Annotated in this window: 21 protein-coding genes; 6 read left to right on the top strand and 15 right to left on the bottom strand. The window is 62.1% G+C overall.

Translation table 11 applies throughout. The features are described 5' to 3' along the window. Positions 1-159: 159 nt before the first annotated feature. On the top strand, positions 160-612 hold the full coding sequence (locus RVM26_RS18225; protein WP_081194006.1) for a MerR family transcriptional regulator: 453 nt from the start codon (positions 160-162) through the stop codon (positions 610-612). Further along, the gene (locus RVM26_RS18220) at positions 570-3,125 is read left to right on the top strand and encodes a heavy metal translocating P-type ATPase (RefSeq protein ID WP_498940027.1); all 2,556 of its coding nucleotides are present in this window, start codon (positions 570-572) and stop codon (positions 3,123-3,125) included. The genes RVM26_RS18225 and RVM26_RS18220 overlap by 43 nt, the downstream gene beginning before the upstream one ends. 75 nt (positions 3,126-3,200) lie before the next feature. On the opposite strand, the gene RVM26_RS18215 is transcribed toward RVM26_RS18220, so the two are convergent. The 12 genes from RVM26_RS18215 to ffh form a co-directional block, all read right to left on the bottom strand. Continuing rightward, positions 3,201-3,818 carry a YitT family protein gene (locus tag RVM26_RS18215; protein ID WP_498940025.1) on the bottom strand — a complete coding sequence of 206 codons (618 nt, stop codon included), beginning with the start codon at positions 3,816-3,818 and terminating at the stop codon, positions 3,201-3,203. Between the two features lie 70 nt (positions 3,819-3,888). Next, positions 3,889-5,679 (bottom strand): single-stranded-DNA-specific exonuclease RecJ, encoded by a 1,791-nt coding sequence (locus RVM26_RS18210; RefSeq protein WP_498940023.1) that lies wholly within the window; start codon positions 5,677-5,679, stop codon positions 3,889-3,891. Positions 5,680-5,685: 6 nt separating this feature from the next. Then, positions 5,686-7,074, bottom strand: a complete 1,389-nt coding sequence (gene thrC, locus RVM26_RS18205; RefSeq protein WP_016916003.1) for a threonine synthase — start codon at positions 7,072-7,074, stop codon at positions 5,686-5,688. Between the two features lie 2 nt (positions 7,075-7,076). Beyond that, positions 7,077-8,393, bottom strand: a complete 1,317-nt coding sequence (locus RVM26_RS18200) for a homoserine dehydrogenase (protein ID WP_287808030.1) — start codon at positions 8,391-8,393, stop codon at positions 7,077-7,079. Positions 8,394-8,477: 84 nt separating this feature from the next. Next, the gene (locus RVM26_RS18195) at positions 8,478-9,269 is read right to left on the bottom strand and encodes a DsbC family protein (RefSeq protein WP_498940020.1); all 792 of its coding nucleotides are present in this window, start codon (positions 9,267-9,269) and stop codon (positions 8,478-8,480) included. Beyond that, entirely contained in the window at positions 9,244-10,125 is an 882-nt protein-coding gene (gene xerD, locus RVM26_RS18190) for a site-specific tyrosine recombinase XerD (protein WP_498274759.1), read from the bottom strand. Before xerD ends, RVM26_RS18195 begins: the two co-directional genes overlap by 26 nt. A gap of 104 nt (positions 10,126-10,229) precedes the next feature. After that, the gene (gene rplS, locus RVM26_RS18185; protein ID WP_016915999.1) at positions 10,230-10,586 is read right to left on the bottom strand and encodes a 50S ribosomal protein L19; all 357 of its coding nucleotides are present in this window, start codon (positions 10,584-10,586) and stop codon (positions 10,230-10,232) included. A gap of 2 nt (positions 10,587-10,588) precedes the next feature. After that, the gene (locus tag RVM26_RS18180) at positions 10,589-10,732 is read right to left on the bottom strand and encodes a hypothetical protein (RefSeq protein WP_498940018.1); all 144 of its coding nucleotides are present in this window, start codon (positions 10,730-10,732) and stop codon (positions 10,589-10,591) included. 3 nt (positions 10,733-10,735) lie between these two features. Further along, positions 10,736-11,512 (bottom strand): tRNA (guanosine(37)-N1)-methyltransferase TrmD, encoded by a 777-nt coding sequence (trmD, locus tag RVM26_RS18175; protein ID WP_039183457.1) that lies wholly within the window; start codon positions 11,510-11,512, stop codon positions 10,736-10,738. Between the two features lie 89 nt (positions 11,513-11,601). Further along, positions 11,602-12,147, bottom strand: coding sequence for a ribosome maturation factor RimM (gene rimM / locus RVM26_RS18170; RefSeq protein WP_016915997.1), 546 nt, complete (start codon positions 12,145-12,147; stop codon positions 11,602-11,604). 57 nt (positions 12,148-12,204) lie between these two features. Beyond that, positions 12,205-12,453 (bottom strand): 30S ribosomal protein S16, encoded by a 249-nt coding sequence (rpsP, locus tag RVM26_RS18165; protein WP_009098555.1) that lies wholly within the window; start codon positions 12,451-12,453, stop codon positions 12,205-12,207. 301 nt (positions 12,454-12,754) lie between these two features. Then, positions 12,755-14,173, bottom strand: a complete 1,419-nt coding sequence (gene ffh / locus RVM26_RS18160) for a signal recognition particle protein (protein WP_498940016.1) — start codon at positions 14,171-14,173, stop codon at positions 12,755-12,757. A 258-nt stretch (positions 14,174-14,431) separates the two neighbouring features. Between ffh and RVM26_RS18155 the strand changes: the two genes are divergently transcribed. Continuing rightward, positions 14,432-15,229 carry a cytochrome C assembly family protein gene (locus RVM26_RS18155; protein ID WP_498940014.1) on the top strand — a complete coding sequence of 266 codons (798 nt, stop codon included), beginning with the start codon at positions 14,432-14,434 and terminating at the stop codon, positions 15,227-15,229. A gap of 69 nt (positions 15,230-15,298) precedes the next feature. Further along, positions 15,299-16,573, top strand: coding sequence for an HlyC/CorC family transporter (locus RVM26_RS18150; protein WP_498940012.1), 1,275 nt, complete (start codon positions 15,299-15,301; stop codon positions 16,571-16,573). Positions 16,574-16,578: 5 nt separating this feature from the next. Here RVM26_RS18150 and RVM26_RS18145 read toward each other — a convergent pair whose 3' ends face one another. Beyond that, entirely contained in the window at positions 16,579-17,241 is a 663-nt protein-coding gene (locus RVM26_RS18145; RefSeq protein WP_039183404.1) for a 1-acyl-sn-glycerol-3-phosphate acyltransferase, read from the bottom strand. Beyond that, positions 17,238-17,852 carry a TetR/AcrR family transcriptional regulator gene (locus RVM26_RS18140; protein ID WP_039183407.1) on the bottom strand — a complete coding sequence of 205 codons (615 nt, stop codon included), beginning with the start codon at positions 17,850-17,852 and terminating at the stop codon, positions 17,238-17,240. Before RVM26_RS18140 ends, RVM26_RS18145 begins: the two co-directional genes overlap by 4 nt. 198 nt (positions 17,853-18,050) lie before the next feature. On the opposite strand from RVM26_RS18140, the gene RVM26_RS18135 reads away from it, so the two are divergent. Further along, positions 18,051-18,737 (top strand): SOS response-associated peptidase, encoded by a 687-nt coding sequence (locus RVM26_RS18135; protein ID WP_498940010.1) that lies wholly within the window; start codon positions 18,051-18,053, stop codon positions 18,735-18,737. Then, positions 18,737-21,580: a M16 family metallopeptidase gene (locus tag RVM26_RS18130; RefSeq protein WP_498940009.1), complete on the top strand. Its 2,844-nt coding sequence runs from the start codon at positions 18,737-18,739 to the stop codon at positions 21,578-21,580. Before RVM26_RS18135 ends, RVM26_RS18130 begins: the two co-directional genes overlap by 1 nt. 13 nt (positions 21,581-21,593) lie before the next feature. Here the strand turns inward: RVM26_RS18130 and sbcB are convergent, their stop codons facing one another. After that, positions 21,594-23,087, bottom strand: a complete 1,494-nt coding sequence (gene sbcB, locus RVM26_RS18125; protein ID WP_498940007.1) for an exodeoxyribonuclease I — start codon at positions 23,085-23,087, stop codon at positions 21,594-21,596. Positions 23,088-23,125: the final 38 nt, after the last annotated feature.

Genomic DNA, 23,125 nt, shown 5'->3' with positions numbered 1-23,125 from the left:
TATTTTGTTTTTTACTTATACATTAGTCGCACGGTCGTTTGAAATCAGTGTTTTAGTCATTTCGATGGAGATGAGGGCGGCCCTTGACCTATGGGTTACCCAAGGGTTTTACACTATCTTTTTCGAAAGCGATGTCAAAAAGGAGGCTTCGTGAGCGCCATCAAAGTCGGTGAACTGGCCAAACGCGGTGGCGTCACGGCGGAAACGGTGCGTCACTACACCCGTGAAGGCCTCTTGACGCCGAGCAGGCATCCAGACAACGGCTATCAGCTCTACACCGCTGGGGACCTAGAGCGCCTGCACTTCATTCAGCGCGCCCGCAAACTGGGTTTTAGCGTGGCCGAAATACGCGACATTCTGGCCCATGCCGACCAGGGCGACTCGCCCTGCCCGCTGGTACGCGACCTGCTGGCCCATCGCCTGCCGCAAATCAGGGCGCGCATTGCCGAGCTGGAAGCGCTGGCGCACCGCATGGAGCAGGCGCTGGAGAGCTGGCAGGCCATGCCCGACGGCACCCCCGATGGCCACAGCCTGTGCCGCTTGATCGAAAGTTTTCCCGAGGAGGCAGCATGCCCCAACGCCCCGCACCGCCCGCACCGCCCACAACGCTGACCCGCACCGTGCCCGGCATGAACTGCCAGGGCTGCGTCAAGCGCATGCGGGAAGCAATTCTCGCCGAGGACGCCACTGCCGAGGTGACCGGCTTCCCAGCCGACAAACGCCTGGAGGTCACCACCACCCTGAGCATGACGGCTCTGGATGACGCCCTGGCAAAGGCAGGCTACCCTCCCAGCGAGCTGGCCCCGCCAGCTGTTGACGACACCAAAACCGAGGCCGAAGGTAACGACTCAACGGCAGCGGCCCACACGGCTGACACGCCACGCTCCCACCAGGGCAGCCAGCGAATACGCCTGGCCATCACCGGCATGACCTGCGCCAGCTGTGTCAAAAGTGTCCAGAAAGCCTTGGAACGCGCACAAGGCGTGGATACGGCCAGCGTCAATTTCGCGACCCATACCGCCCAGGTGTTTGGCCACGTCGATGTAGCAACGCTGCTGGCCGCCGTCGATGCCGCAGGCTACCGCGCCGAACCGATTGTCGATATGCGCGCCGCCGAAGAGACGCGTGCAGAACAAGAAGCGCGGCTCTATAAAATCCGCCTGAAGGGTAGTGCCTACTCGCTCGCCTTGGCGCTACCGCTCATGCTCAGTATGTTTTTCTATCACCCACACCCGGTGGGGATGGGGCGCTTGTTCTGGCTGGTGATTGGCCTGCTCACCCTGGCCATTCTGGTCTTTCCTGGCCGCCACTTCTTTGTGAATGCATGGAAGAACCTCAAGCATCATCAAGCCAACATGGACACCCTGGTGGCCATGGGTACCGGCACCGCCTGGCTCTACTCCATGATGGTGGTGCTCTTTGCCCCCTGGTTGCCTGAGGTGGCTCACGGCATCTATTTTGAAGCCTCTGCCATGGTGATCGGCCTGATTTTGTTGGGCAATGCACTGGAGCTCAAAGCCCGCGGTCGCACCAGCAGCGCCCTTAAACGGCTGCTCGACCTGCAGGAGAAAACCGCCCGGGTGATACGCGACGGCGTTGAACAAGAAATCGCGGTGGACGATGTAGCGCTGGATGACCATATTCGCGTGCGCCCCGGTGAGCGGCTGCCGGTGGATGGCGTAGTGCTCGACGGCCAGAGCTATATCGATGAATCCATGCTTACCGGCGAACCGGTGCCCGTGCATAAAACAGCGGACGATGACGTAAGCGCGGGCACGGTGAACGGTAACGGTAGCTTGGTGTACCGCGCCACGCGCATCGGCCGCGATACCCGTTTGGGGCGCATTACCGAGCAGGTGGCCAGCGCACAAAACTCCCGCCCACCGATTGGCGAGCTGGCCGATACGATCTCAGGCATATTTGTACCCGCCGTGATGATTATTGCGGTGCTAACGGCCCTTGCCTGGTACAACCTCGGACCCGCTCCGGTGGCTATTCATATGCTGGTTACTGCTACTACCGTGCTAATTATCGCCTGCCCCTGCGCGCTGGGCTTGGCCACCCCGATCTCTACCATGATTGGCGTGGGCAAAGCCGCCGAGCATGGCGTGCTGGTGCGCAGCGGCGAAGCGCTGCAAACCGCTAGCCGCCTGAACACGCTGGTCGTCGATAAAACGGGAACGCTGACCGAAGGCAAACCGCGCGTCACCGAGGCAACGGTGCTGCACGATGATAGCACCCAAGTACTGGCCTGGGTGGCCGCCTTAGAGAGCCGCTCCGAGCACCCCCTTGCCAAAGCGCTGACGGCCTACGCCGAAGAGCAAGGCGCCCGACCCGATACGCTGGCTAGCTTTGATAGCGTGACCGGCGGCGGTGTTAAAGGCACCAGCCAAGCTAATGACACGCTGCTGCTAGGCAATGCGCGGCTACTGGATGAGGCTGGCGTTGATCTTTCCCCAGCAGACGAGAGCATTCGCCAGTTGGAAGCCAAGGCGCGCTCGCTGGTTTATTTAGCGGTGAATGGCAAGCTGGCCGCCCTCTTCGGCGTTAGCGACCCGCTGCGCAAAGATGCCGCCGCCGCCGTGAAGCGCTTGCAGGATGATGGGTTAACCGTGGTGATGTTGACGGGCGATAACGAGCATACCGCTGCTGCGGTGGCCCGCGAGGTCGGCATTAGCGAGTTCAAGGCAGGTATGACGCCTGACGACAAGCACGCAGAAATTGAGCGCCGCCAAGCGGCGGGCGAAGTGGTCGGCATGGTGGGCGACGGTATTAACGACGCCCCCGCGCTGGCCCGAGCCAACGTGGGTTTTGCCATTGGCCAGGGTACCGATATCGCCATGGAGAGCGCCGGTATTACGCTGATGCGCGGTTCACTACACGGCGTGGCCACGGCGATTGAACTGAGCCGTGCCACGCTCTCTAACATCAAGCAGAACCTGATCGGCGCGTTTGGCTATAACGTGCTGTGCATCCCGATTGCCGCTGGCGTGCTCTACCCCATGACCGGCATGCTGCTGTCACCCATTATTGCGGGCGCGGCCATGTCGCTCTCCTCCATCACCGTGGTCAGCAACGCCAACCGCCTGCGGTTATGGAAGCCCACCCAGCAGGAGGCCGTATGAGTTTACTGATCAATCTTGCGGGTATCGCCGTCATTGGCTTGATCGTCTGGTGGTTTTGGCTTAACTAGCAACCGCTTAGCTAACCCCGATATAACGCCCTGGCTTGTGGTTCAGGGCGATAATCAAGTTGAGCATCAGCGCCCCCAACACCGAGTAGCCTACGCGGTCTAGGGGTAGCTGGGTGAGTGCCACCAGCAGGATCACGGCGTCGATGCCGAGCTGCACATAGCCTGCCCGCAGGCCATGCTTGTCTTGCAGGTAGAGGGCAAGAATGTTGATGCCGCCAAGGCTGGTGCGGTGGCGAAACAGCATCAGCATGCCAATGCCCATCAGCGCGCCGCCCATCACGGCGGCGTACAGCGAAGGGACGCTTTCAAAACTGACCCAGCGCTGGGTCAACTCGGAAAATAGCGAGACCAGGCCAATGGCGGCAAAGGTACGTAGCGTAAAGCTCCAGCCCATGCGCTTGATGGCCAGATAGTAAAACGGCAGGTTGATGGCAAAGAACCACACACCGAACCCCCATCCGCTCAGGTAATTCAGCAGCAGCGCCATCCCGGCGGTGCTGCCTGTCAGCAGCACCGCGTGGGTATACAGGGTGACTCCCAGCGCCACGAACAGCGTGCCCAGCAGCATCGCCATCACGTCCTCGTAGGGCTTGTGGGGGTCCTTGGGAAGATCTTCCATACGCATCGATGCGTCCTTTTTAGGATTGTTGGAGCGGCCGGGGCATCGGCCAAGGACGCGAGGATAGCGGAGCGCGTCAAACGGGGCTAGCGTGCTCCACCATCAACTGCAGTGCCTCGCGACCGCGCCAGCGGTTGCGGTTGAGCTTGTAGGCACAGTGCAGGGTGTCGCCCACCCCAAACGAAGGCAGCTCGCCCGGCGTCAGGGCGCGAAACCAGATCGCCTTGCTGGTCACCGCTCCCATGGAAAGCTCCATCATCAGATGCGAGCCTTCGGCTCCCACCGGGCGCAGCGCCTCCACGATGAAGCGTCCTTCGAACAGCGGAGGTTCGAACTCCCGGCCATAGGGGCCCAGGGTCTCGATCTCTTCCAGCGTGGCCAGGCTAAGCTGGGCCGTTGACAGCTCGCCATCGGTCCATAGGCGAGGGTAGAGCGGCATGTTGCCCAGTTGCTCGCCAACGGCCTGCAGAAAGGCCGCCTTGAAGGCCACCAGCTGCTCCCTGGGTACACCGACCCCTGCGGCACCGCGGTGCCCACCAAAGCGCGGCAGCGCCTCGGGTGCCAGCTCGAAGGTTCTTTGCAGCGCGTCGCGCAGATGCAGGCCGTCGATGGAGCGGCCAGAACCGGTCAGCATGTTGGGTGCAGCGGCCCGCGTCAGTATCAGCGCCGGACGGCCATAGGCCTGTACCAGGCGGGAAGCGACGATCCCTTGCACGCCGGGGTGGCCGTCTTCCAGCAGCACCACGATAGCGGGCTCATTGGCCTCCAGAGCCGCGACCGCCAGCGCCTTGGCTTCCTCGGTCATGTCGGCTTCGATGGCCTTGCGCGACTGATTATCCTGATCCAGCACCTCCAACTGCCGATTGGCGACACCGTCGCTCTCGGCCAGCATAAAGTGCAGCGCCGCATAGGGGTCGTCCAGCCGCGAGCGGGCATTGATGCGCGGGCCCATCTGAAACGCCAGGGTTTCAGCGTTGAACGGGACACTGTCGGCCCCTAACCGCGCGGCCATGGCGCGCCAGCAGGCGGCATCCATACGGTTGATCAGGGTCAACCCATGGCTGACCACCGCTCGGTTGGCAGGGCTGCCCCCCAACGAGACGCAGTCGGCCACCGTGCCCAGGGCCACGTAGGAGAGCCAGGGCGAGAGCTTGGGGGTGGCATCCGGCAGCGCGCCCCACTCCACCAGCACGCTACGGGCCAGTGACATCAGTAGCCACGCCACCATGCAGCCTGCGATGGTTTTATCCGGATAGCGACAGTCGCTGCGGGTGGGGTTGACGCAGGCGTAAGCCGAGGGCGGCGGGCCTTCCAAGGGCAGCGCATGGTGGTCGCTGACCACCACGTCGATCCCCGCCGCTTTCAAGCGCGCGATCCGCGGCTCGTCGGAGCTGCCACAGTCGGCGGTGATCACCAGCGTGGGCAGCGGCTTCAAGCCGAGCGTTCGCTCCACCAGCGGCAGGCTGATGCCGTAGCCGTCGTGAATGCGGTGACCAATTAAGCTGTGTAGCTTGTGCTCGGGCACGCCAAATAGCTCGACCAGCGCACGCCGAATGACCACGTGAGAGGTGATGCCGTCCACATCGTAGTCGGTCAGAATGCCAATGGACTCGCCCTCGGCGACCGCCTGGGCAATCCGCTCCGCGGCGCGCCGACCATCGGCCAGCTTTTCAGGGTGCACCAGATAGCGCAGGCTGGGCGACACCAGCGGTGTCAGTTCGCCGGTATAGCCGGGCAGCCGCGACGCCAACAGGCGCGCCTGCAGCTCGCTTAGCCCTTGCGCCTGGGCGCGCATGTAAACAGCCTCGTCCAGAGGACGAGGCTCGAGGCGAGGGTGACTGGCTGAGAGGGGTGACACTGTCGTCATGCCACCTCAGCGACGGTTGTCGGCAACGAACTGCTGCACCGCACCCAGCTCTGCCGGCAGCACGGTGTAGCGCTCTTCACGCTCCAGCAGGTCGTTCATGTGCGTGGGTAGCGGCACGCCCTGGAAGCCCGCCTTGACCACGGCTTCGGCAAATTTCGCCGGGTGAGCCGTGGCCAGGGTGATCATTGGCGTGGTGGTATCCTGACGCGCCCGCTCCGCCGCGCGATAACCGGTGGCGGTATGGGGGTCGAGAATCTCACCCGTGCGACGATGGGCTTCGCGAATGACTTCCAGAATCGTGGCGTCATCCACGCTGTAGCTGGCGAATTTTTCCCGCAGCTTGGCCAGCGGCGCATCGGCCAGCGCCGTGGGCTCCTGCTGGAAGCGCTCCAGCAGGGCGGCCACGGCGTCGCCATCACGCTCGTAGGCATCGAACAGCAGACGTTCGAAGTTGGACGACACGACGATATCCATGGAGGGCGCTAGCGTGGCAGCCAGCTCCTTTTTGGAGAAGTCGTTGGCCGCCAGGGTACGATGCAGAATGTCGTTGGCATTGGTGGCAATGATGAACTGCTTCACTGGCAGCCCCATCTTGTAGGCCATGTAGCCCGCAAAGACGTTGCCGAAGTTGGCCGATGGCACACAGAAGCTCACTTCCCGCTGCGGTGCGCCCAGTGCGACCCCGGCGGCCACGTAGTAGACGATCTGGGCCATGATGCGCGCCCAGTTGATCGAATTCACCGCCACCAGCCGGGTGCCGTTCAGGAAGCCCTGGTTGGCAAAGCTGGCCTTGACCATGGCCTGGGCATCGTCGAAGTTGCCCTCGATGGCCACGTTGAACACGTTGTCTGCCAGTACCGTGGTCATCTGACGACGCTGCACTTCCGACACGCGGTTGTGGGGGTGCAGAATGAAGATATCCAGGTTGTCGCAATGGCGGCAGCCTTCGATGGCCGCCGAGCCGGTATCCCCGGACGTGGCGCCCATGATCACCGCACGCTCGTCACGCTTTTTCAGGAAGTGATCCAACAGCCGCCCCAGCAGTTGCAGTGCCACGTCCTTGAACGCCAGCGTGGGCCCGTGGAACTGCTCCAGCAGGAAGTGGTTGGCGTCGAGCTGCTTCAGCGGCAGCACCGCGTCGTGATTGAACGTGGCGTAGGCATCGGTGACCAGGCCGTGGAACGTCTCGTCGTCGATCTCGCCGTTGACGAAGGGCTTCATGACCCGAAAGGCGATCTCGGCATAGGAGAGCCCGGCCATGCTGGCCAGCTCTTCACGGCTGAAGGTCGGGACGCTTTCCGGCACGTAGAGGCCGCCGTCGCTGGCCATGCCGGTGAGCACGACTTCCTCGAACGAAAGCGCGGGGGCCTGACCGCGAGTACTGACGTAGCGCATGCTCACTCTCCTTCGTCCAGGGCTTCCACACGAATGCGGGTGACGGGGCCTGCGATATCGGCCATGGCCTCGATTTCGCGGATCGCTGCGTTCATCTGGCGCTCTTTGGTGCGATGGGTCAGCAGAATGATCGGTACCAGCTCACCTTCGGTGGCCTCTTTCTGGATCAGCGCTTCGATGGAGATGCCCTGCTCGGCAAGAATCGTCGCCACCCGCGCCAGCACACCAGGACGGTCCACTGCCAGCAAGCGCAGGTAGTAGGCCGTGGTGATCTCTTCCATGGGCATGATCGGCAGCTGGCTGACGTCTTCGTCGATGCCGCTGAACGCCAGGTAAGGCACTCGATAGTGGTGGTCGGTGGCGATATCACGCGCCACGTCCAGCAGGTCGGCCACCACGGCGGAAGCCGTTGGCTCGGCACCGGCACCGGCGCCGTAATAGAGCGTCGGGCCCACGGCATCGCCCATGACCGCGATGGCGTTTTTCACCCCATGGACATTGGCCAGCAAACGCTCTTTTGGAATCAGCGTGGGATGCACCCGCAGCTCCAGCCCTTGATCGGTACGCTTGGAAATGCCCAGGTGCTTGATCACATAGCCAAGGTTGTCGGCTTGCTCCACGTCTTCGGCGGTGATCCGCGAGATGCCTTCGGTAAAGGCTTTTTCAAACTGCAGCGGCACGCCGTAGGCAATGGAGGCCAGAATGGTCAGCTTGTGCGCCGCATCGATGCCTTCCACGTCGAAGGTGGGGTCGGCTTCCGCGTAGCCCAGCGCCTGGGCTTCGGCCAACACGTCTTCAAAGGCACGGCCATCGTCCCGCATGTGGGTCAGGATGAAGTTGCCGGTGCCGTTGATGATACCGGCCACCCACTCGATACGGTTGGCACCCAGCCCCTCACGCAGGGACTTGATGACGGGAATACCGCCAGCCACCGCCGCCTCGAACGCCACGATTACGCCCTTTTCGTGGGCCGCGCGGAAGATCTCGTTGCCGTGCACCGCGATCAGCGCCTTGTTGGCCGTCACCACGTGCTTGCCATTGGCAATGGCCGCCAGCACCAGCTCACGGGCGATGTCGTAGCCACCGATCAGCTCGACGAGCACGTCCACGTTGGGGTTGTTGGCCACTTCAAACACGTCGGTAGTGGCGTTGATGCCGGTAATATCGCAGTCAGCATGAATACTGCGGTGAGCGACCTGTTCGATGACGATGGGACGGCCCGCGCGGCGACTGATATCGTCCGCATTACGCGTCAGCACGTTGAACGTGCCACCACCGACCGTACCTAGCCCACAAATGCCTACTCTTACCGGTTTCAAAATACTTCCCCTTTCGTGTTGGGCGCCCTTGGGCACCGCCTCGTGATTCAGTGTCTCAGCGCTATGTTCGTCACTCGGGTGACGTTATTCATCTTCCAAGCCTAACATGGCCACCAGCCGCTCGGCAGGCACAAAACCCGGCACCATCTGACCGCTGGGCAGCACGATGGCAGGGGTGCCTTGAACCCCGAGCGCCTGGCCCAGCGCATACTGCTCGGCCACCGGGTTGTCGCACCGCGCACTGGCGCCAATGGCCAGCCGCTCCTTGGCCTGATTCATCGCTTCGCTGCGATTGTCGGAGCACCATACCTGCTGAAGCGTTTCTGCAGCAGCGCTGCTCATGCCCGCGCGCGGGAAGGCCAGATAGTGTACCGCAATCCCGCGCTCGTTGAGCTCTGGAATCGTCTCGTGAAGACGCTCGCAGTAGGGGCAGGTAGGGTCGGTAAACACGATGACCGTTGCCTTGGGCTCACCGACGCCGCGAAAAATGACACGCTCGTCCTCGGGGATGGCGGCCAGCGCTTCGGCCCGCTGCTGATTGCGCGACTGCTCGGTCAGGTTGACCAGCCCATTATCGGCGTTTTCAAACAGATCCCCCACCAGAAAGTGGCTGCCATCGGCATTGGAGTAGAACGACTCACCACTCTCCAGGCGCACATGGTAGATGCCCTCCATCGGCGTGACACTGACCTGCTCTACCGGCATCGGCTGGCCATTGACGCTCAGGCTTTCGGCCAGGCGGTCGGCCGTGGCGTCCGCCAGGGCCAGCGAGGGCAGCAGGCTGATTGCCAACACCCACCAGGGGGCACGGGACGCTACACATTCAGGCATACGTTGACGCATTGTTTTCTCAACCTCTTGGATGGTGGTCGGCATGCAGTTGCTCCAGGCGCGCCTGGGCGACGTGCGTATAAATTTGCGTGGTCGATAGATCGCTATGACCCAGCAGCAGCTGTACGACACGTAAATTGGCACCATGATTCAATAAGTGGGTGGCAAACGCATGACGCAGCGTATGCGGCGACAGTGGCCTCGAGATACCGGCCGTGATGGCGTGGGCCTTGATACGGTGCCAAAAGGTCTGGCGAGTCATGGCACGGTCACCCCGGCCGGGAAACAGTGTAGGCCGCGTCGGGTCCTGCATCAAGGCAGGACGCGCCGTGCGCAGGTAGCGCTCCAGCCACTCGGCAGCCTCTTCTCCCATGGGCACCAGGCGATCCTTGTCGCCCTTGCCTCGCACTCGCACCACCCCTTGGCGCAGGTTCACCGCATCGCCGGTCAAACCCACCAGCTCGGAAACCCGCAGCCCACAGGCGTACAGCAACTCCAGCATGGCGCGGTCACGCACGCCCAGCGGCGTTTCGATGTCCGGCGCCAGCAGCAGCCGCTCCACTTCGTCCTCTTCCAGCGTGTTGGGCAGGCTGGGGCGCACCCGTGGCAGCGCCACGCGGGCCAACGGGTCGGCATCGATATGCCCGTACAGCCGCGCCCAGCGATAGAAGCTGCGCAGCGACGACACCAGGCGCGCATTGCTGCGCAGCTGATACCCCTGCTCACGGCGCTGGTCGAGCCACACGCCCAGGCGGTCCGGCGAGGCCGTCAACAGCGTCTCGCCCTCTTCCGCCAGCCACTGCTGCCAGGCCGTCAAGTCTCGCCGGTAGGCCGCTAGCGTATGGTCACTGGCACCCTGTTCCAGCCAAAGGGCATCCAGATAGGCATCGATCATACTCATACGCAAACGGTCTCATGCTAGAACGATAAGCAAAAACCCCGCTCCGCAAAGCGGTAACGGGGTTTTCCGTATCCGAGCGCCAGGCGCCCGTGAAAGCGTGGTGATTAAACCAGCTTTTCCTTGATACGTGCAGATTTACCGCTACGCTCACGCAGGTAGTAAAGCTTGGCTTGACGAACGTCACCGCGACGCTTGACTTCGATGGAGTCAACCAGCGGGCTGTAGGTCTGGAAAGTACGCTCAACGCCAACACCGTGAGAAATCTTGCGCACGGTGAAAGCGGAGTTCAGGCCACGGTTACGCTTGCCGATGACCACACCTTCAAACGCCTGCAGACGCTCGCGAGTACCTTCTTTTACTTTAACCTGAACGACAACGGTGTCGCCCGGTGCAAAAGCAGGAATCTCTTTGCTCATTTGCTCGGCTTCGATCGCCTGGATCACCTTGTTCTTGCTGCTCATCTTCATGCTCCTAAATAACGTAGTGGCTTGCCGCGCAGTTGTGAAAGGGGCAAACCGTGATCCCGGCGCTCGAAGCGAGCCACGCGGGAGTCGTTATGGGTGACACAGGTGCGCTGGCCAACGCCTTCGCCCTGCACCGCCGCCATCCTCTAGGGTGTCGTTGTCGACACCACAGACGAGGCGTGTTCCTCGATGAACTCATCCAGCAGCCGTTGCTGCTCGGCATCCAGGGTACGTCCGCTCAGCAGGTCGGGTCGACGCTGCCAGGTACGTCCCAGAGACTGCTTCAACCGCCAGCGCTTGATGGCGGCATGGTTACCGCTCAACAGCACATCCGGCACTTTGCGCCCGTCGATCACTTCCGGGCGAGTATAGTGCGGGCAGTCCAGCAGGCCGTCGTTAAACGAGTCCTCGATAGCGGAGTCCTGATGACCCAGTACACCGGGTATCAGCCTTGCCGCTGCGTCGATCAGTACCATGGCCGGCAGTTCGCCGCCACTGAGCACATAGTCACCGATCGACCACTCTTCATCGATGTCACTCTCCACCACACGCTCATCGATACCTTCATAGCGCCCGGCAACCACCACTAGGGGTCCTGCGGCGGCCAGCGCCTGAACTCCCTGCTGATCGAGCTTGCGCCCCTGGGGCGACAAGTAGATCACGGTGGGCGTCAAACCGGTTGCCTGCTCCGCGCGCTGGCGGGCATCGGCAATCGCAGCCCTGAGGGTATCGACCTTCATCAGCATGCCGGGGCCACCCCCGTAAGGGCGATCATCGACACTGCGATGGCGGTCGGTGGCGTAGTCGCGTGGATTCCAGAACTCCAGGGCAATCTGCTGCTTCTCGACGGCTCGACCGATCACACCCTGCTGGGTAATCGCATCGAACATGTCAGGGAACAGTGATACCACGCCAATCCACATGGCGGGCGCGTCTGTCGCACTTTCCACGGGTGCCGGTGAAGTCATCGTCGCATCCGTTTCCGTTCGTTCCGTCAAAGCGTTCTGGCTCATCAAAACTCGGGGTCCCAGTCGACGACCATACGGCCCTCTTCCAGGTGGATCTCAACGATCACGTCATCGGGCAGGAAAGGCAACAATCGCTCTCGCTTGTCGATTGCGTCGTCGTCTCCACGTACCACCATGACATCGTTTGCGCCGGTCTCGAACAGGTAGCTGACCCGTCCCAGCCGCTCGCCTGACTGAGTAAAGACCGCGAGGCCCTCGAGCTCATGCCAGTAATACTCATCGTCGGAAAGCTCGGGCAGTGCGTCCTTGGGCATCAGAATGTCCGCCTGGGCCAGCGCTTCGGCCGCCGTACGGTCATCGACCCCTTTCAGTTGCACAACCAGTCCCTTGCCTTGCCGACTGCCCTGAACGACGCGCATGGGGGTCAACGTATTACCTTGACGCACCCACCACTCAGGGTATTCCAGAATGCTGTCCATGGGATTGGTATAGGAGTAGACCTTCAGCCAACCTTTGATCCCGTGAGGGCTGGTCAGCTTACCAAGCACAACGTGCGTGTCGTCAGTCGGGCTGGTTTCAAAACGCGTCATTGACGACCACTCCACAACAGCATTGATGAACGGCGATATCTCACACAACGCTCAGGCTTACGCCTGCTTGCGTGCTTCCTTGACCAGCTCGGCAACGCGACCAGACAGCTGGGCGCCTTGGCTCTGCCAGTGAGTCACACGGTCCAGATCAACGCGCAGACGCTCTTCCTGACCACGGGCAACCGGGTTGAAGAAACCGATACGCTCAATGAAACGGCCGTCACGGGCGTTGCGAGAGTCGGTCACGGTCAGGTGATAAAAGGGACGCTTCTTGGCGCCACCACGTGCCAAACGAATGGTAACCATACGATAACTATCCTTCGGTTGAGGTTACGCGAGTGGGGCATAGCGCCAATGCGCTATCAGAACACTCGTCATACTGTTTTCTTGGTGCTCCTGCCTCACCAGGGCTTGCGAAACGCTTGCCTGGCCCAGCAGAGGGCACCTTCAGGACCTTCATCCATGGAATATCGCCCAGTGCCAGAGCACTTTTCAGCAACACCCAAACATGAAGAGGCCGCATTCTACGCAAATGCGACCTGCTTGGAAAGCCTGACAGCCAGAAAACTCACAGGCCGTCAACCTTGCAAAGGAGCATCAGGCGGGCTCAGCGCCAGGGCAACCCACCCGGGCCACCCATTCCGCCCATGCCTCCCATACCGCCGGGGCCACCTGGGCCTTTACCGCCCATCAGGCCAGACATGCCACGCATCATCTTCTGCATGCCGCCCTTCTGCCCGGCTTTCTTCATCATTTTCTGCATCTGCTTGTGCTGCTTCAGCAGCCGGTTCAGGTCCGGCACCTGCAGTCCGGCACCTGCCGCGATACGGCGCTTGCGCGAACCGTTGATGATATCGGGCTTGCGGCGCTCCTTGGGCGTCATGGAGTTGATCAGCGCCTCCAGCTTGCCCAGCTCCTTTTCTGGCCCGGGGCCCTGGGCCATCTCTGCCATCTGACCCATGCCCGGCAGCTTGCCCAACAGGCCGCCCATGCCGCCCATTTTCTTGAGCTGCTGGAGCTGGTCGCGGAAGTCCTCCAGGTCGAAGCCATCGCCTTTCTTGACCTTGCTGGCCAGCTTCGCGGCCTTGTTCTTGTCGACGGTGCGTTCGGCTTCTTCGATCAGCGACAGCATGTCGCCCATGCCCAGAATGCGCGAGGCTACCCGGTCAGGATGGAAGGGCTCCAGGGCATCAACCTTTTCACCCACCCCCATGAACTTGATCGGCTTGCCGGTCACGTGGCGCACCGACAGCGCGGCACCGCCACGGGCGTCACCGTCGGCCTTGGTCAGAATGACGCCGGTCAGCGGCAGCGCTTCATGGAAGGCCTTGGCGGTATTCACCGCATCCTGGCCGGTCATGGCGTCGACGACGAACAGCGTTTCCTGAGGAGCAATGGCTTTATGCAGCGCCTGAATTTCGGCCATCATGGCGTCGTCGATGGCCAGGCGGCCAGCGGTATCTACCAGTACGACGTCATGGAACTGGATTTTGGCATGCTTGATGGCTGCCGTGGCGATATCGACCGGCTTCTCGTCGGAGCGCGATGGATAGAAGTCGACCTGCACCTCTTTGGCGAGGGTTTCCAGCTGGTCGATGGCCGCAGGGCGGTAGACGTCTGCCGAAACCACCAGCACTTTCTTCTTTTCGCGCTCGCGCAGGTAACGGGCCAGCTTGGCCACCGAGGTGGTCTTGCCCGCGCCCTGCAAACCAGCCATCAGCACCACGGCAGGAGAGCCTTTCAGGGAGAGACCTTCATTGGCCTCGCCCATGATGGCTTCCAGCTCCTGCTGGACGATCTTGACGAACTGCTGACCCGGCGACAGGCTCTTGGAGACCTCCTGGCCTACCGCACGTTCACGCACCCGCTCGATGAACGCCTTGACCACGGGCAGCGCCACGTCGGCTTCGAGCAATGCCTTGCGCACTTCTCGCAGCGTGTCCTTGATGTTGTCGTCGGTCAGACGCGCCTGACCCTTGATAGACTTCAGCGTCTGGGATAGACGCTCACTCAAATTCTGAAACATGGGGCCTCTGCCTCCGTCGCTGTCGCCGGGTGTCTTCACCGGACGAATGTGGCATCGATTATACGCGCTCACGCCGCGAGTCTCCATGGCCGCAAGCGTTGGCTAGCCATGACTGTGCGACGCTGCCATGATTCGTTATAGTAGCAGTACTGCTCTGGAAAGAGCGGCAGTGACCGGGCCCTGCGGCGTTTTTGCAGAAACGTTTGGCCGGTCGCCACGTTTACCCCATGACGCGCTGCCAGGCGCACGGATAGCATCATGCAGGCGCTACCTTTCGCCACGATTGCCTTTGTACTCTATGTTGCTGCTGCCATCTGGCAGGGCATGACGCTGTTTCGCCGCGTGCCGCCACGCCAAGGCATGGTGCGCCTGCTGGGCACCCTTGGCTTGCTGCTGCATATCCCCGTGGTGGTCAAACTGGTGGGCGCCGCCCCCGGCCTGCTGCCGGGCTTCACCACCAGCGCCACGCTACTGATGGCCGTGGCGGTCAACGTGGTGCTGGTGGCCAGCCTGTTCAAGCCCGTCTTGAACGCCGGTATCGTGCTGTTTCCGCTGGCGGGCATCGCGCTCATCGTCGCCACCTGGCTGCCCAGCCAGGGTAGCGACAGCGGCTTGACCCCCGGCATTCTGCTGCACGCGGTCAGCTCGGCCCTGGCCTTCGCCGTGCTGGCCATCGCTGCCGTGCAGGCGGTACTGGTGGGGCTGCAAAATCAGGCCCTGCGCCATCACCACATTCGCGGCATCGTGCAGTCACTGCCACCGCTGACCACCATGGAGCGGGTGCTGTTCGAGCTGGTGTGGGCGGGCATTCTGCTGCTCACGGTATCCATCGCCAGCGGCCTGATCTTCCTGGACAACCTGTTTGCACAACACCTGGCCCACAAGACCGTGCTGTCGCTGGGGGCCTGGATCATCTTCACGACGCTGCTGGTGGGCCGCTACCGTTTCGGCTGGCGTGGCATGCGCGCGGTGCGCTGGACCCTCGGGGGCTGCGCTCTGCTGCTGCTGGCGTATTTCGGCAGCAAGTTCGTGCTGGAAATCCTGCTGAATCGCTAAGCGCTCCTTGACACGCTACCCGCATGACTCTACAAATCGAGCCTGATACGCCATAAAGGAACATTCGACTTGAGCGACGACTTCCCCCTGGGGTTACTGTTCGGCCTGCTAGCCTTGCTGATTTTACTGTCTGCCTTCTTCTCCAGCTCCGAAACGGGCATGATGTCGATCAACCGCTATCGACTCAGCCACCAAGCCAACAGCGGCGACCGTAGCGCCAAGCGCGTGATGCGCTTGCTCACCCGCCCTGATCGACTCATTGGCGTTATTCTGATTGGCAATAACTTCGTCAATAACTTGGCAGCCTCCATTGCCACGATTATTGCTATCCACTTTTTTGGCGATGTGTCCGGCCCGGCTATTTCCACCGCGTTGCTCACCATCACCATTCTGATTTTCGCGGAAGTTACACCCAAAACCTACGCGGCCATCAAGCCTGAGCGCATTGCTTACCCCACCTCCTACGCCCTGGAGCCGCTGCTAAAGCTACTCTACCCCTTGGTATGGCTGGTCAATGTGATGTCGAACGGTCTGCTAAGGCTGATTGGCGTGAAAAGCGTGGATAGTGGCGGCGATAGCCTAACTCGTGACGAGCTGCGTACCGTGGTACATGAAGCGGGCACCCTGATCCCTTACCGCCACCGGGCCATGCTGCTGTCGATTCTGGATCTCGAAAACGTCACGGTGAACGACATCATGGTGCCGCGGCATGAAGTGCTGGGCATCGATCTGGATGATTCCCTGGAAGAGATCCTGACCCAGATCCGCACCAGCCAGCATACTCGCTTGCCGGTCTACAAAGGTGATATCAACAATATCATCGGCATGCTGCACCTGCGGAACGCAGCGCGCTTTTTATCCCGCGATGAAGTCACCAAGGCCGCCATCGTTCAGGAAGCACGCGAGCCCTATTTCATTCCCGAGTCGACACCGCTGCATACCCAACTGCTGAACTTCCAGAAACAGAAACGGCGCATCGGCATCGTCGTCGACGAGTATGGCGATGTGGAAGGACTGGTCACTCTGGAAGACATTCTGGAAGAGATCGTCGGCGAGTTCACCACCGACGTGTCCGAAGACGAAGAGATTCATCAGCAGGACGATGGCAGCCACGTCATAGAAGGCACGGCCAATATCCGCGAGATCAACAAGATGCTGGGCTGGCAACTGCCCACTGACGGCCCGAAAACCCTCAACGGGCTGATTCTCGAACATCTGGAATCTTTCCCGGACGGCCCGGCCTGCCTGCAGATAGGCAATACGCGGATGGAAATTCTCGAGATTCGCGACAACCTGATCACTTCCGCCCGCTGTTGGCAGAAGCTCCGCCTGCCGCGTCGTTGATGCGGCTAACGGTGCGCGATGTCGCTATCGGCCGCCGCCTTGAGCGCCCTTACCCGGGTCTCCAGGTAGCGCCGCAGGGCAACGCCCTCCACCTCTTGTACGGCAATGGGCGGGCCAAAGTGCAGGCTGACCGGCGCTCTGAACCGCGACGGCCACTTCTTCAAGGCTTTTCCGCCGTGATGTGACGTCCAGGAACCCCACAGCCCGGCCAGCCCGGCAGGGATCACCGGCACGTTGTCACGAGCCAGAATGGTCTCCAGCCCACGGCGAAAGGTGTGAATCTCGCCATCGGGGGTCAAGCGCCCTTCCGGAAACACCATGACCACGTCACCGTCGCGCAGCGCCTTGCTGACCTCGTCCAGCGTGCGCCGCAGCGCGCCGGGGCTATGGCGCTCCGACTCGATGGGAATGGCACCTACCAGTTGAAACCACCACTTGAGCCAGCGGGACTCGAAGATGGGCTGATCCATCACGAACCGCAGCGGTCGGGGGCTGGCGCCTCCCAGTACCAGAGCGTCCATGAAACTGACATGGTTGCACACCACCAGCGCAGCACCTTGTTTCGGCACATGCCCTTGCCCATGCACCGTCAGCCGATAGCAGCCACGCATGGCGAGATAGATCAATCGACGTAGCAGGCGGCGCAGCGCCTTCACCCCTCCTGTCACGTCACCGCCTCCCGGTGCCGCAATCCGGCCAGAACCGTGCTCATCAACTGGTCCAGCAACTCATCGACCTTCAGCTGCTGCCCCTGCCAGTAGCCCAGCCGTTCATTCAACCCCAACTGCACCAGGCCATGTACACTCCCCCACAGCGTGCGCCCCAGGCGGCGCGCTTCGAGATCGTCCAGCGCGGGCTGGTACTGTTTCAGTGAGGTTTCCACCTGAGTAAACAGCGCCTCGATGAGATCGCTTTGGCGCTGATCCAGCTCACCCTCCTGGGCCAGCGGATAGTCGAACAACAGCTGCCAGCGGTAACAATCCTGCTCGGCAAAGCGCCAATAGGCATGCGCCAGGGCACGCAGCCAGGGTTCAGGGTCATCGGCCGCCAAGCCGGTAATGGTCTGCTGCAACCGGGCCAGGGTTTCAACGTTGACATGCTGCAACAGGTTATTGAAGCTGCCATATAACTTGAGCAGGGTACTGGGCGCACAGCCCACTTCTCGGGCCAGGGCACGCAGTGATAGGCCATGAACTGGCTGCTGAGCCAACCACTCATCACAAGCGTGCATGACCTGCGTATGGAGGGCGTCGGGCGCATGCTGTCTGGGACGGGCCATGGCGATCTCTTAGGGTCAACGGCAAACAGGAAAGATTGCCTCATCGCGCTTTAGCGAGAGCAAGGACTACGATAGGATACCTTACATCGAACACTGTTTTCGACACTAAAACACGGCATTTAACGTATTCACGCCGCTTCCCCCGTTTTGACTTGCCCAGTGGCAATCAAGCGACCGCGTTGCACTCGAGGAGACCGCATGACGGGACGCCTACACGTACAGCGCTTACCGCTCGCTCGTCTATTGCCGGAGCTGGCCTCGGCGGCGCCGCTGATCGAGTCGCCGAACATGGCCCCGCGCCAGCCCGTCTCTGCCATTCGCATGGCACAGGGTCGCATGACGCTGGCACCGCTGTTCTGGGGCCTTACCCCCCCTTGGCTGAAAGTGCTCGACCACGCCCCTCACTGTGCCAGGGCCGAAACCTTGAGCAAACGCGCCATGTTTCAGGAGGCGTTCAACGCCCGGCGCTGCGTGATCCCGGTGAGCGGCTTTTATGTCTGGAAGCCCCAGGCGCGCAACAAGCAGCCTTATCTGGTGACCCACGTGCAGCGCGCCCCCCTTCTGCTGGGCGCCCTCTGGTGCCGCTACCACACCACCTTGACAACCTTTACCGACTCGACGGCCTTGATCAGCGTGCCGGCCAATGCCTGCCTGTCACCGCTGACTGACCGCCTGCCGGTGGTGATCGCACCTGAAGACGTCACGACATGGCTGGACCCGAACACCGACCCCGGCCAACTGACACCGCTATTGATGCCGGCCCCTCTGGAACTGTTGGGCGCTTTTCCGGTATCAAGGCATGTGAACAACCCTGCCTTTCAGTCACCCTCCTGCGCGCATCCCGTTGGGCCCATGCTGCGCTGGACCGTGCCACAGGAGCTGTAATGCTGCGACTCATCCCTGCTTACCCGCCGCGCGTTGCGACGCGGCATATCGTCCTTGGCCTGTCTACAGGGCTACTTGGGGGGGCACTGCCCGCCACCTGGGCCGAAGAGAGCCCCATTGCCGACATCGTGACCCCCACCGTCAGCCCCTTCGACGAGCGTGACTACCGGGTACTGACGCTGGAAAATGGCCTGCAGGCGCTGCTGGTCAGCGACCCCAGCGCCGACAAGGCGGCGGCCTCCATGAACGTGCGGGTCGGCAGTGCACAAGACCCGGAAGATCTGCAGGGGCTGGCGCACTTCCTGGAACACATGCTGTTTCTGGGCACCGAACCCTACCCCCAGTCGGATGCCTACCAGCGTTTCATTTCCGATAATGCGGGCTCCCACAACGCCTTCACTGCCCAGCAGGACACCAACTACTTCTTCGATGTCGCGCCCTCGGCACTGCCCGGCGCCTTGGATCGTTTCAGCGAATTCTTCCTCTCACCGCTGTTCAATGCCGACCAGCTGGAGAGCGAACGCAATATCGTCCACTCCGAGTACATGGCGCGCATACGTGATGAATCGCGGCGCGAGAACGACGTCCTGAACCAGTTGCTCAACCCAGCGAACGCCACCACCGGCTTTGCCGTGGGCAGCCGTGACACCCTGGCCAATCCGCCAGAGGGCGAGGCCACGCTGCGCGAAAGGGTGATCGACTTCTATCATCGCTACTACGATGCCAATGTGATGAACCTGGCCGTGGTCGCTCCCCAGCCGCTGGACGAGCTGGAAAGCCTGGTGGTCGAGCGCTTTGCCGAGATCCCGGATCACGGTCTCAGCGTGCCGGTAATCGATGCACCGCTGGTGGATTCGGACACGCTCCCCCGCTATATCGAGCGTCAGTCACTGCAGGATCGCCGCCAGCTGCGCTTTTATTTTCCGATCCCAGACCCCACGGACGAATACCGCACCAAGCCTACCCAGCTCATGTCTCATCTGCTGGGTGACGAGAGCGACGGCAGCTTACTGGCCGTGCTCCGCCAGGCAGGATTGGCCGATGGGCTGTCAGCCGGCGTGGGCCGCGGTGACGGCAACGACGCCCTGTTCACCGTCTCCATCAGCCTGACCCCCGCCGGGGCCGAGCGGCTGGACGACATCGAAGCCACCCTCTTCGCCGCCATCGAGCAAATTCGTGAAGAGGGCCTGGCCGAATGGCGCTATGAGGAACAGCAGCGGTTGAGCGAGCAGGCCTTCCGCTTCCAGCAGCACGGCGCGCCCCAACAGGAAGCCACGCGCCTGGCCATGAGCCTTTCGCGCTACCCCGTGGAAGACGTGCAGTACGCGCCGTATCGCATGGATGGCATGGATAGCGAGCGTCAGCAGGAGTATCTGGATGCGCTGACACCTCAGAACATGCTGCGTTTCTACTCCGCCCCGGATATCGAAAGCGAACAGGTCTCGCCCTGGTTCAATACCCAGTGGCGCGAGCAGAAGCCTGCACAGCCGGGCCGGGCCCTGGAGGGCCTGGCGCTGGCAGAACCCAACCCCTTCATTGCCGAAGACCTGACGCTGCAGCCCGGCCAGGACGAGCGCCCCTCCTCGCTCATCGACACAGAGACCTTTGCCGCCTGGCACATGCAGGATAGTCGATTCAACACGCCCAGCGTCGAATGGCGGGTCAGCCTGCAGCACCCCAGCGCCAGCTACTCAGCCGAAGAAGCGGTGCTGACACGCCTGCTGGCCAGCTGGCTGAACGACAGCCTCAACGAATCGCTCTACCCCGCCTGGCTGGCAGGGCAAGCCTTCAGCGCCTACCCCCATGCACGCGGCATCACGCTGTCGTTTTCGGGTTGGCGGGATGGGCAAACGCCGCTGATCGAGCAGGCCATTGCGCAACTCAAACAGGCCGACATTTCGGCAAGCGCCTTCGAGCGCGTGCGTTATCAGCTGCAACGCGAGTGGCGTAATGCACCGCAGGGATCGCTCACCGGGCAGGCCAGCCGCGCGCTGGGCGAAGCCCTGCTGACCCCGCAGTGGTCCAGTGCCGAGCTGCTGGAAGCAAGCCAGCGCCTGGAGAAACAGCACCTGGACAACTTCCGGCGCCGCTTCCTGGGCAATCTGTACATCGATGCCATGGCCGTGGGTAACCTGACCGCCGACCAGGCACGGGAGCAGGCCAGTCTGATCCGCGGCGCCCTGACGCCACGTCTGAGCCGTGACGACATTCCCACCCTGCAGCCGCTGCGGGTGGCCAATGACGCCACCACGCTACAGCCTCACAGCACCCGTGAAGAGTCGCTGGTACTCCGCTACCTGCAAGGGCGCGATCAGAGCCTCGAAGAGCAGGCACGACTCAGCGTTCTGGCGCAGTGGCTGGATACGCCGTTCTACCAGCAGCTGCGTACCGAAGAGCAGCTGGGCTATATCGTCAATGCAGGCTACTCGCCGCTACTGGAAGCACCGGGGGTTGCGCTGATCGTTCAGTCGCCCGATGTGGATAGCGCCACGATCGCCGAGCGCATGGATGACTTCTTGCACCAGGCGCAAGCGCGCCTCGAAGCGCTGAGCGATGAGGAGCTGGCCGCGCACCGTCAGGCCGTGCACGACCGGCTGCGCCAGCGGGACACCAGCCTGCAGGGCATGGCCAACCGCTACTGGCAGGCCACGGCGCTGGAAGAGATTCGGTTTGACCGCCGCGAGCGGCTGGCCGAGCTGGCTCTGGACGTTACCCCGGAAGCGCTGCAGACACTGTGGCCCGAGCTGCTCGGCCATCGTCTGGACATCCGCTTCGACCCAGGTGACGCGCCCAGCGACATCACTGCCTACCGCAACGCACGCGCCTCCTTCAACGAGCGCTAGCCTGCCACCCCGCTCAGGCGTCGAACGCCTGGGCGGGCATCATGGCCTCCACGTACATCACCAGCTCTTCCAGTATCTGCCGCTCATGGTCACTCAGCGACTGCTGATTGTACCGCTCGATTTCTCGGGCAAACGCTTTCAAGGTAAACCCGGATAACGCCGGATCGTTCATGCGCATCCAGCGAAAAGCTTCCCACTGCTCACGCTCATCGCCTTCCAGCGTTTCCGGATAGCTACGGGCGCGGAAACGGAACAGCATCTCTTCCAGACGCGGGTCCTGAAAGGCAAAGCGCTGGCCCACCAGATCCCATGGCTCCATGGCCAGCACGCTTTCCATCTGCTGGCGGTCTGCCGCCGAGAAAAAGCTGCCGGCGTACAGCATCAGGTCAGGGTCCTGGGGAGAGGCGTCATGCTTGGCATCAAACACCTCTCTGACCTTCTGGGCCACCCCGGCGGCAGCGCGCAGGGTTTTCCAGTGCCCTCGACAGGCCGCAATATCGACGCCCAGCCGGGCAGCAATCGCCCCGTACTCTCCCTTGTGCTCACCCTCGATATCCTTGAGCACCGTGGCTGGAAAGACCACCGGGCAGCGGTTGATATGAATCACCTTGAGGGGAATACGCGCCTCGCCTTCAGAAAGATCCTGCTGGCTGACGAACACCCGCTCACGAATCTGCTCGGCACTCAATGAGAGCAGGTCGTCCGGTGCCACGCTCAGGTCATAAACGATCACCCCGTTGGGGTTGGTGGGATGCTCGGCCAAGGGCATGACCAGGGCGCTACAGCCACGACTGGCCGGGTAGCGGCGCGAGATATGCAGCAGCGGCTTGGCATTCGGCAAATCCAACTGCTGGGCCACCGCCCGTTTGCCGCGCAGGCCCAGCAAGTAGTCGAACAGCTTGGGATTGCGCGTCTTGAGCAACCTGGCCAAGGCAATGGTGGCACGCACATCGGCCACCGCATCGTGGGCCCCTTCGTGGGCAATGCCATTGGCCGCCGTCAGATGCTCCAGTTTGAAGCTGGGTGCGCCATCGTCACGTAGCGGCCACTCGATACCCTCCGGGCGCAGCGCGTAAAAAGCCCGTACGACGTCGATCAGGTCCCAGCGAGAATTGCCGTTCTTCCACTCACGGGCATAGGGGTCGAGCAGGTTGCGATAAAACAGGTGGCGGGAGACTTCATCGTCGAAGCGCAGACTGTTGTAACCCGCGACACAGGTGCCCGGCTCGCTCATGGCGCGCTGCACCTGCTGGGCAAACTGGGCTTCCGGCAGCCCTTTGCGACGGGCTTTCTGAGGCGTGATGCCGGTAATCAGACAGGCTGCCGGATGCGGCAGGTAGTCGTCGGCGGGCTTGCAGTAGAGCTCGATGGGATCGCCGATTTCGTTGAGCTCGGCGTCGGTGCGCAGTGCCGCAAACTGGGCAGGCCGATCACGGCGTGGGTCAGCACCGAAGGTCTCGTAGTCGTGCCATAGAAAACTGGCCGGGGCGGCATGGGATGGCGCCATGAATGCATACTCCCTTGAGCGAAATCCCCCACCCACAG

The sequence above is a fragment of the Halomonas sp. KM072 genome, assembly GCF_050710315.1.
In the GTDB taxonomy this organism is placed as follows: domain Bacteria; phylum Pseudomonadota; class Gammaproteobacteria; order Pseudomonadales; family Halomonadaceae; genus Vreelandella; species Vreelandella hamiltonii.
The sequence above is the reverse complement of the archived record's forward strand: the minus strand, read 5'-3'. Positions and strand labels throughout refer to the sequence as shown.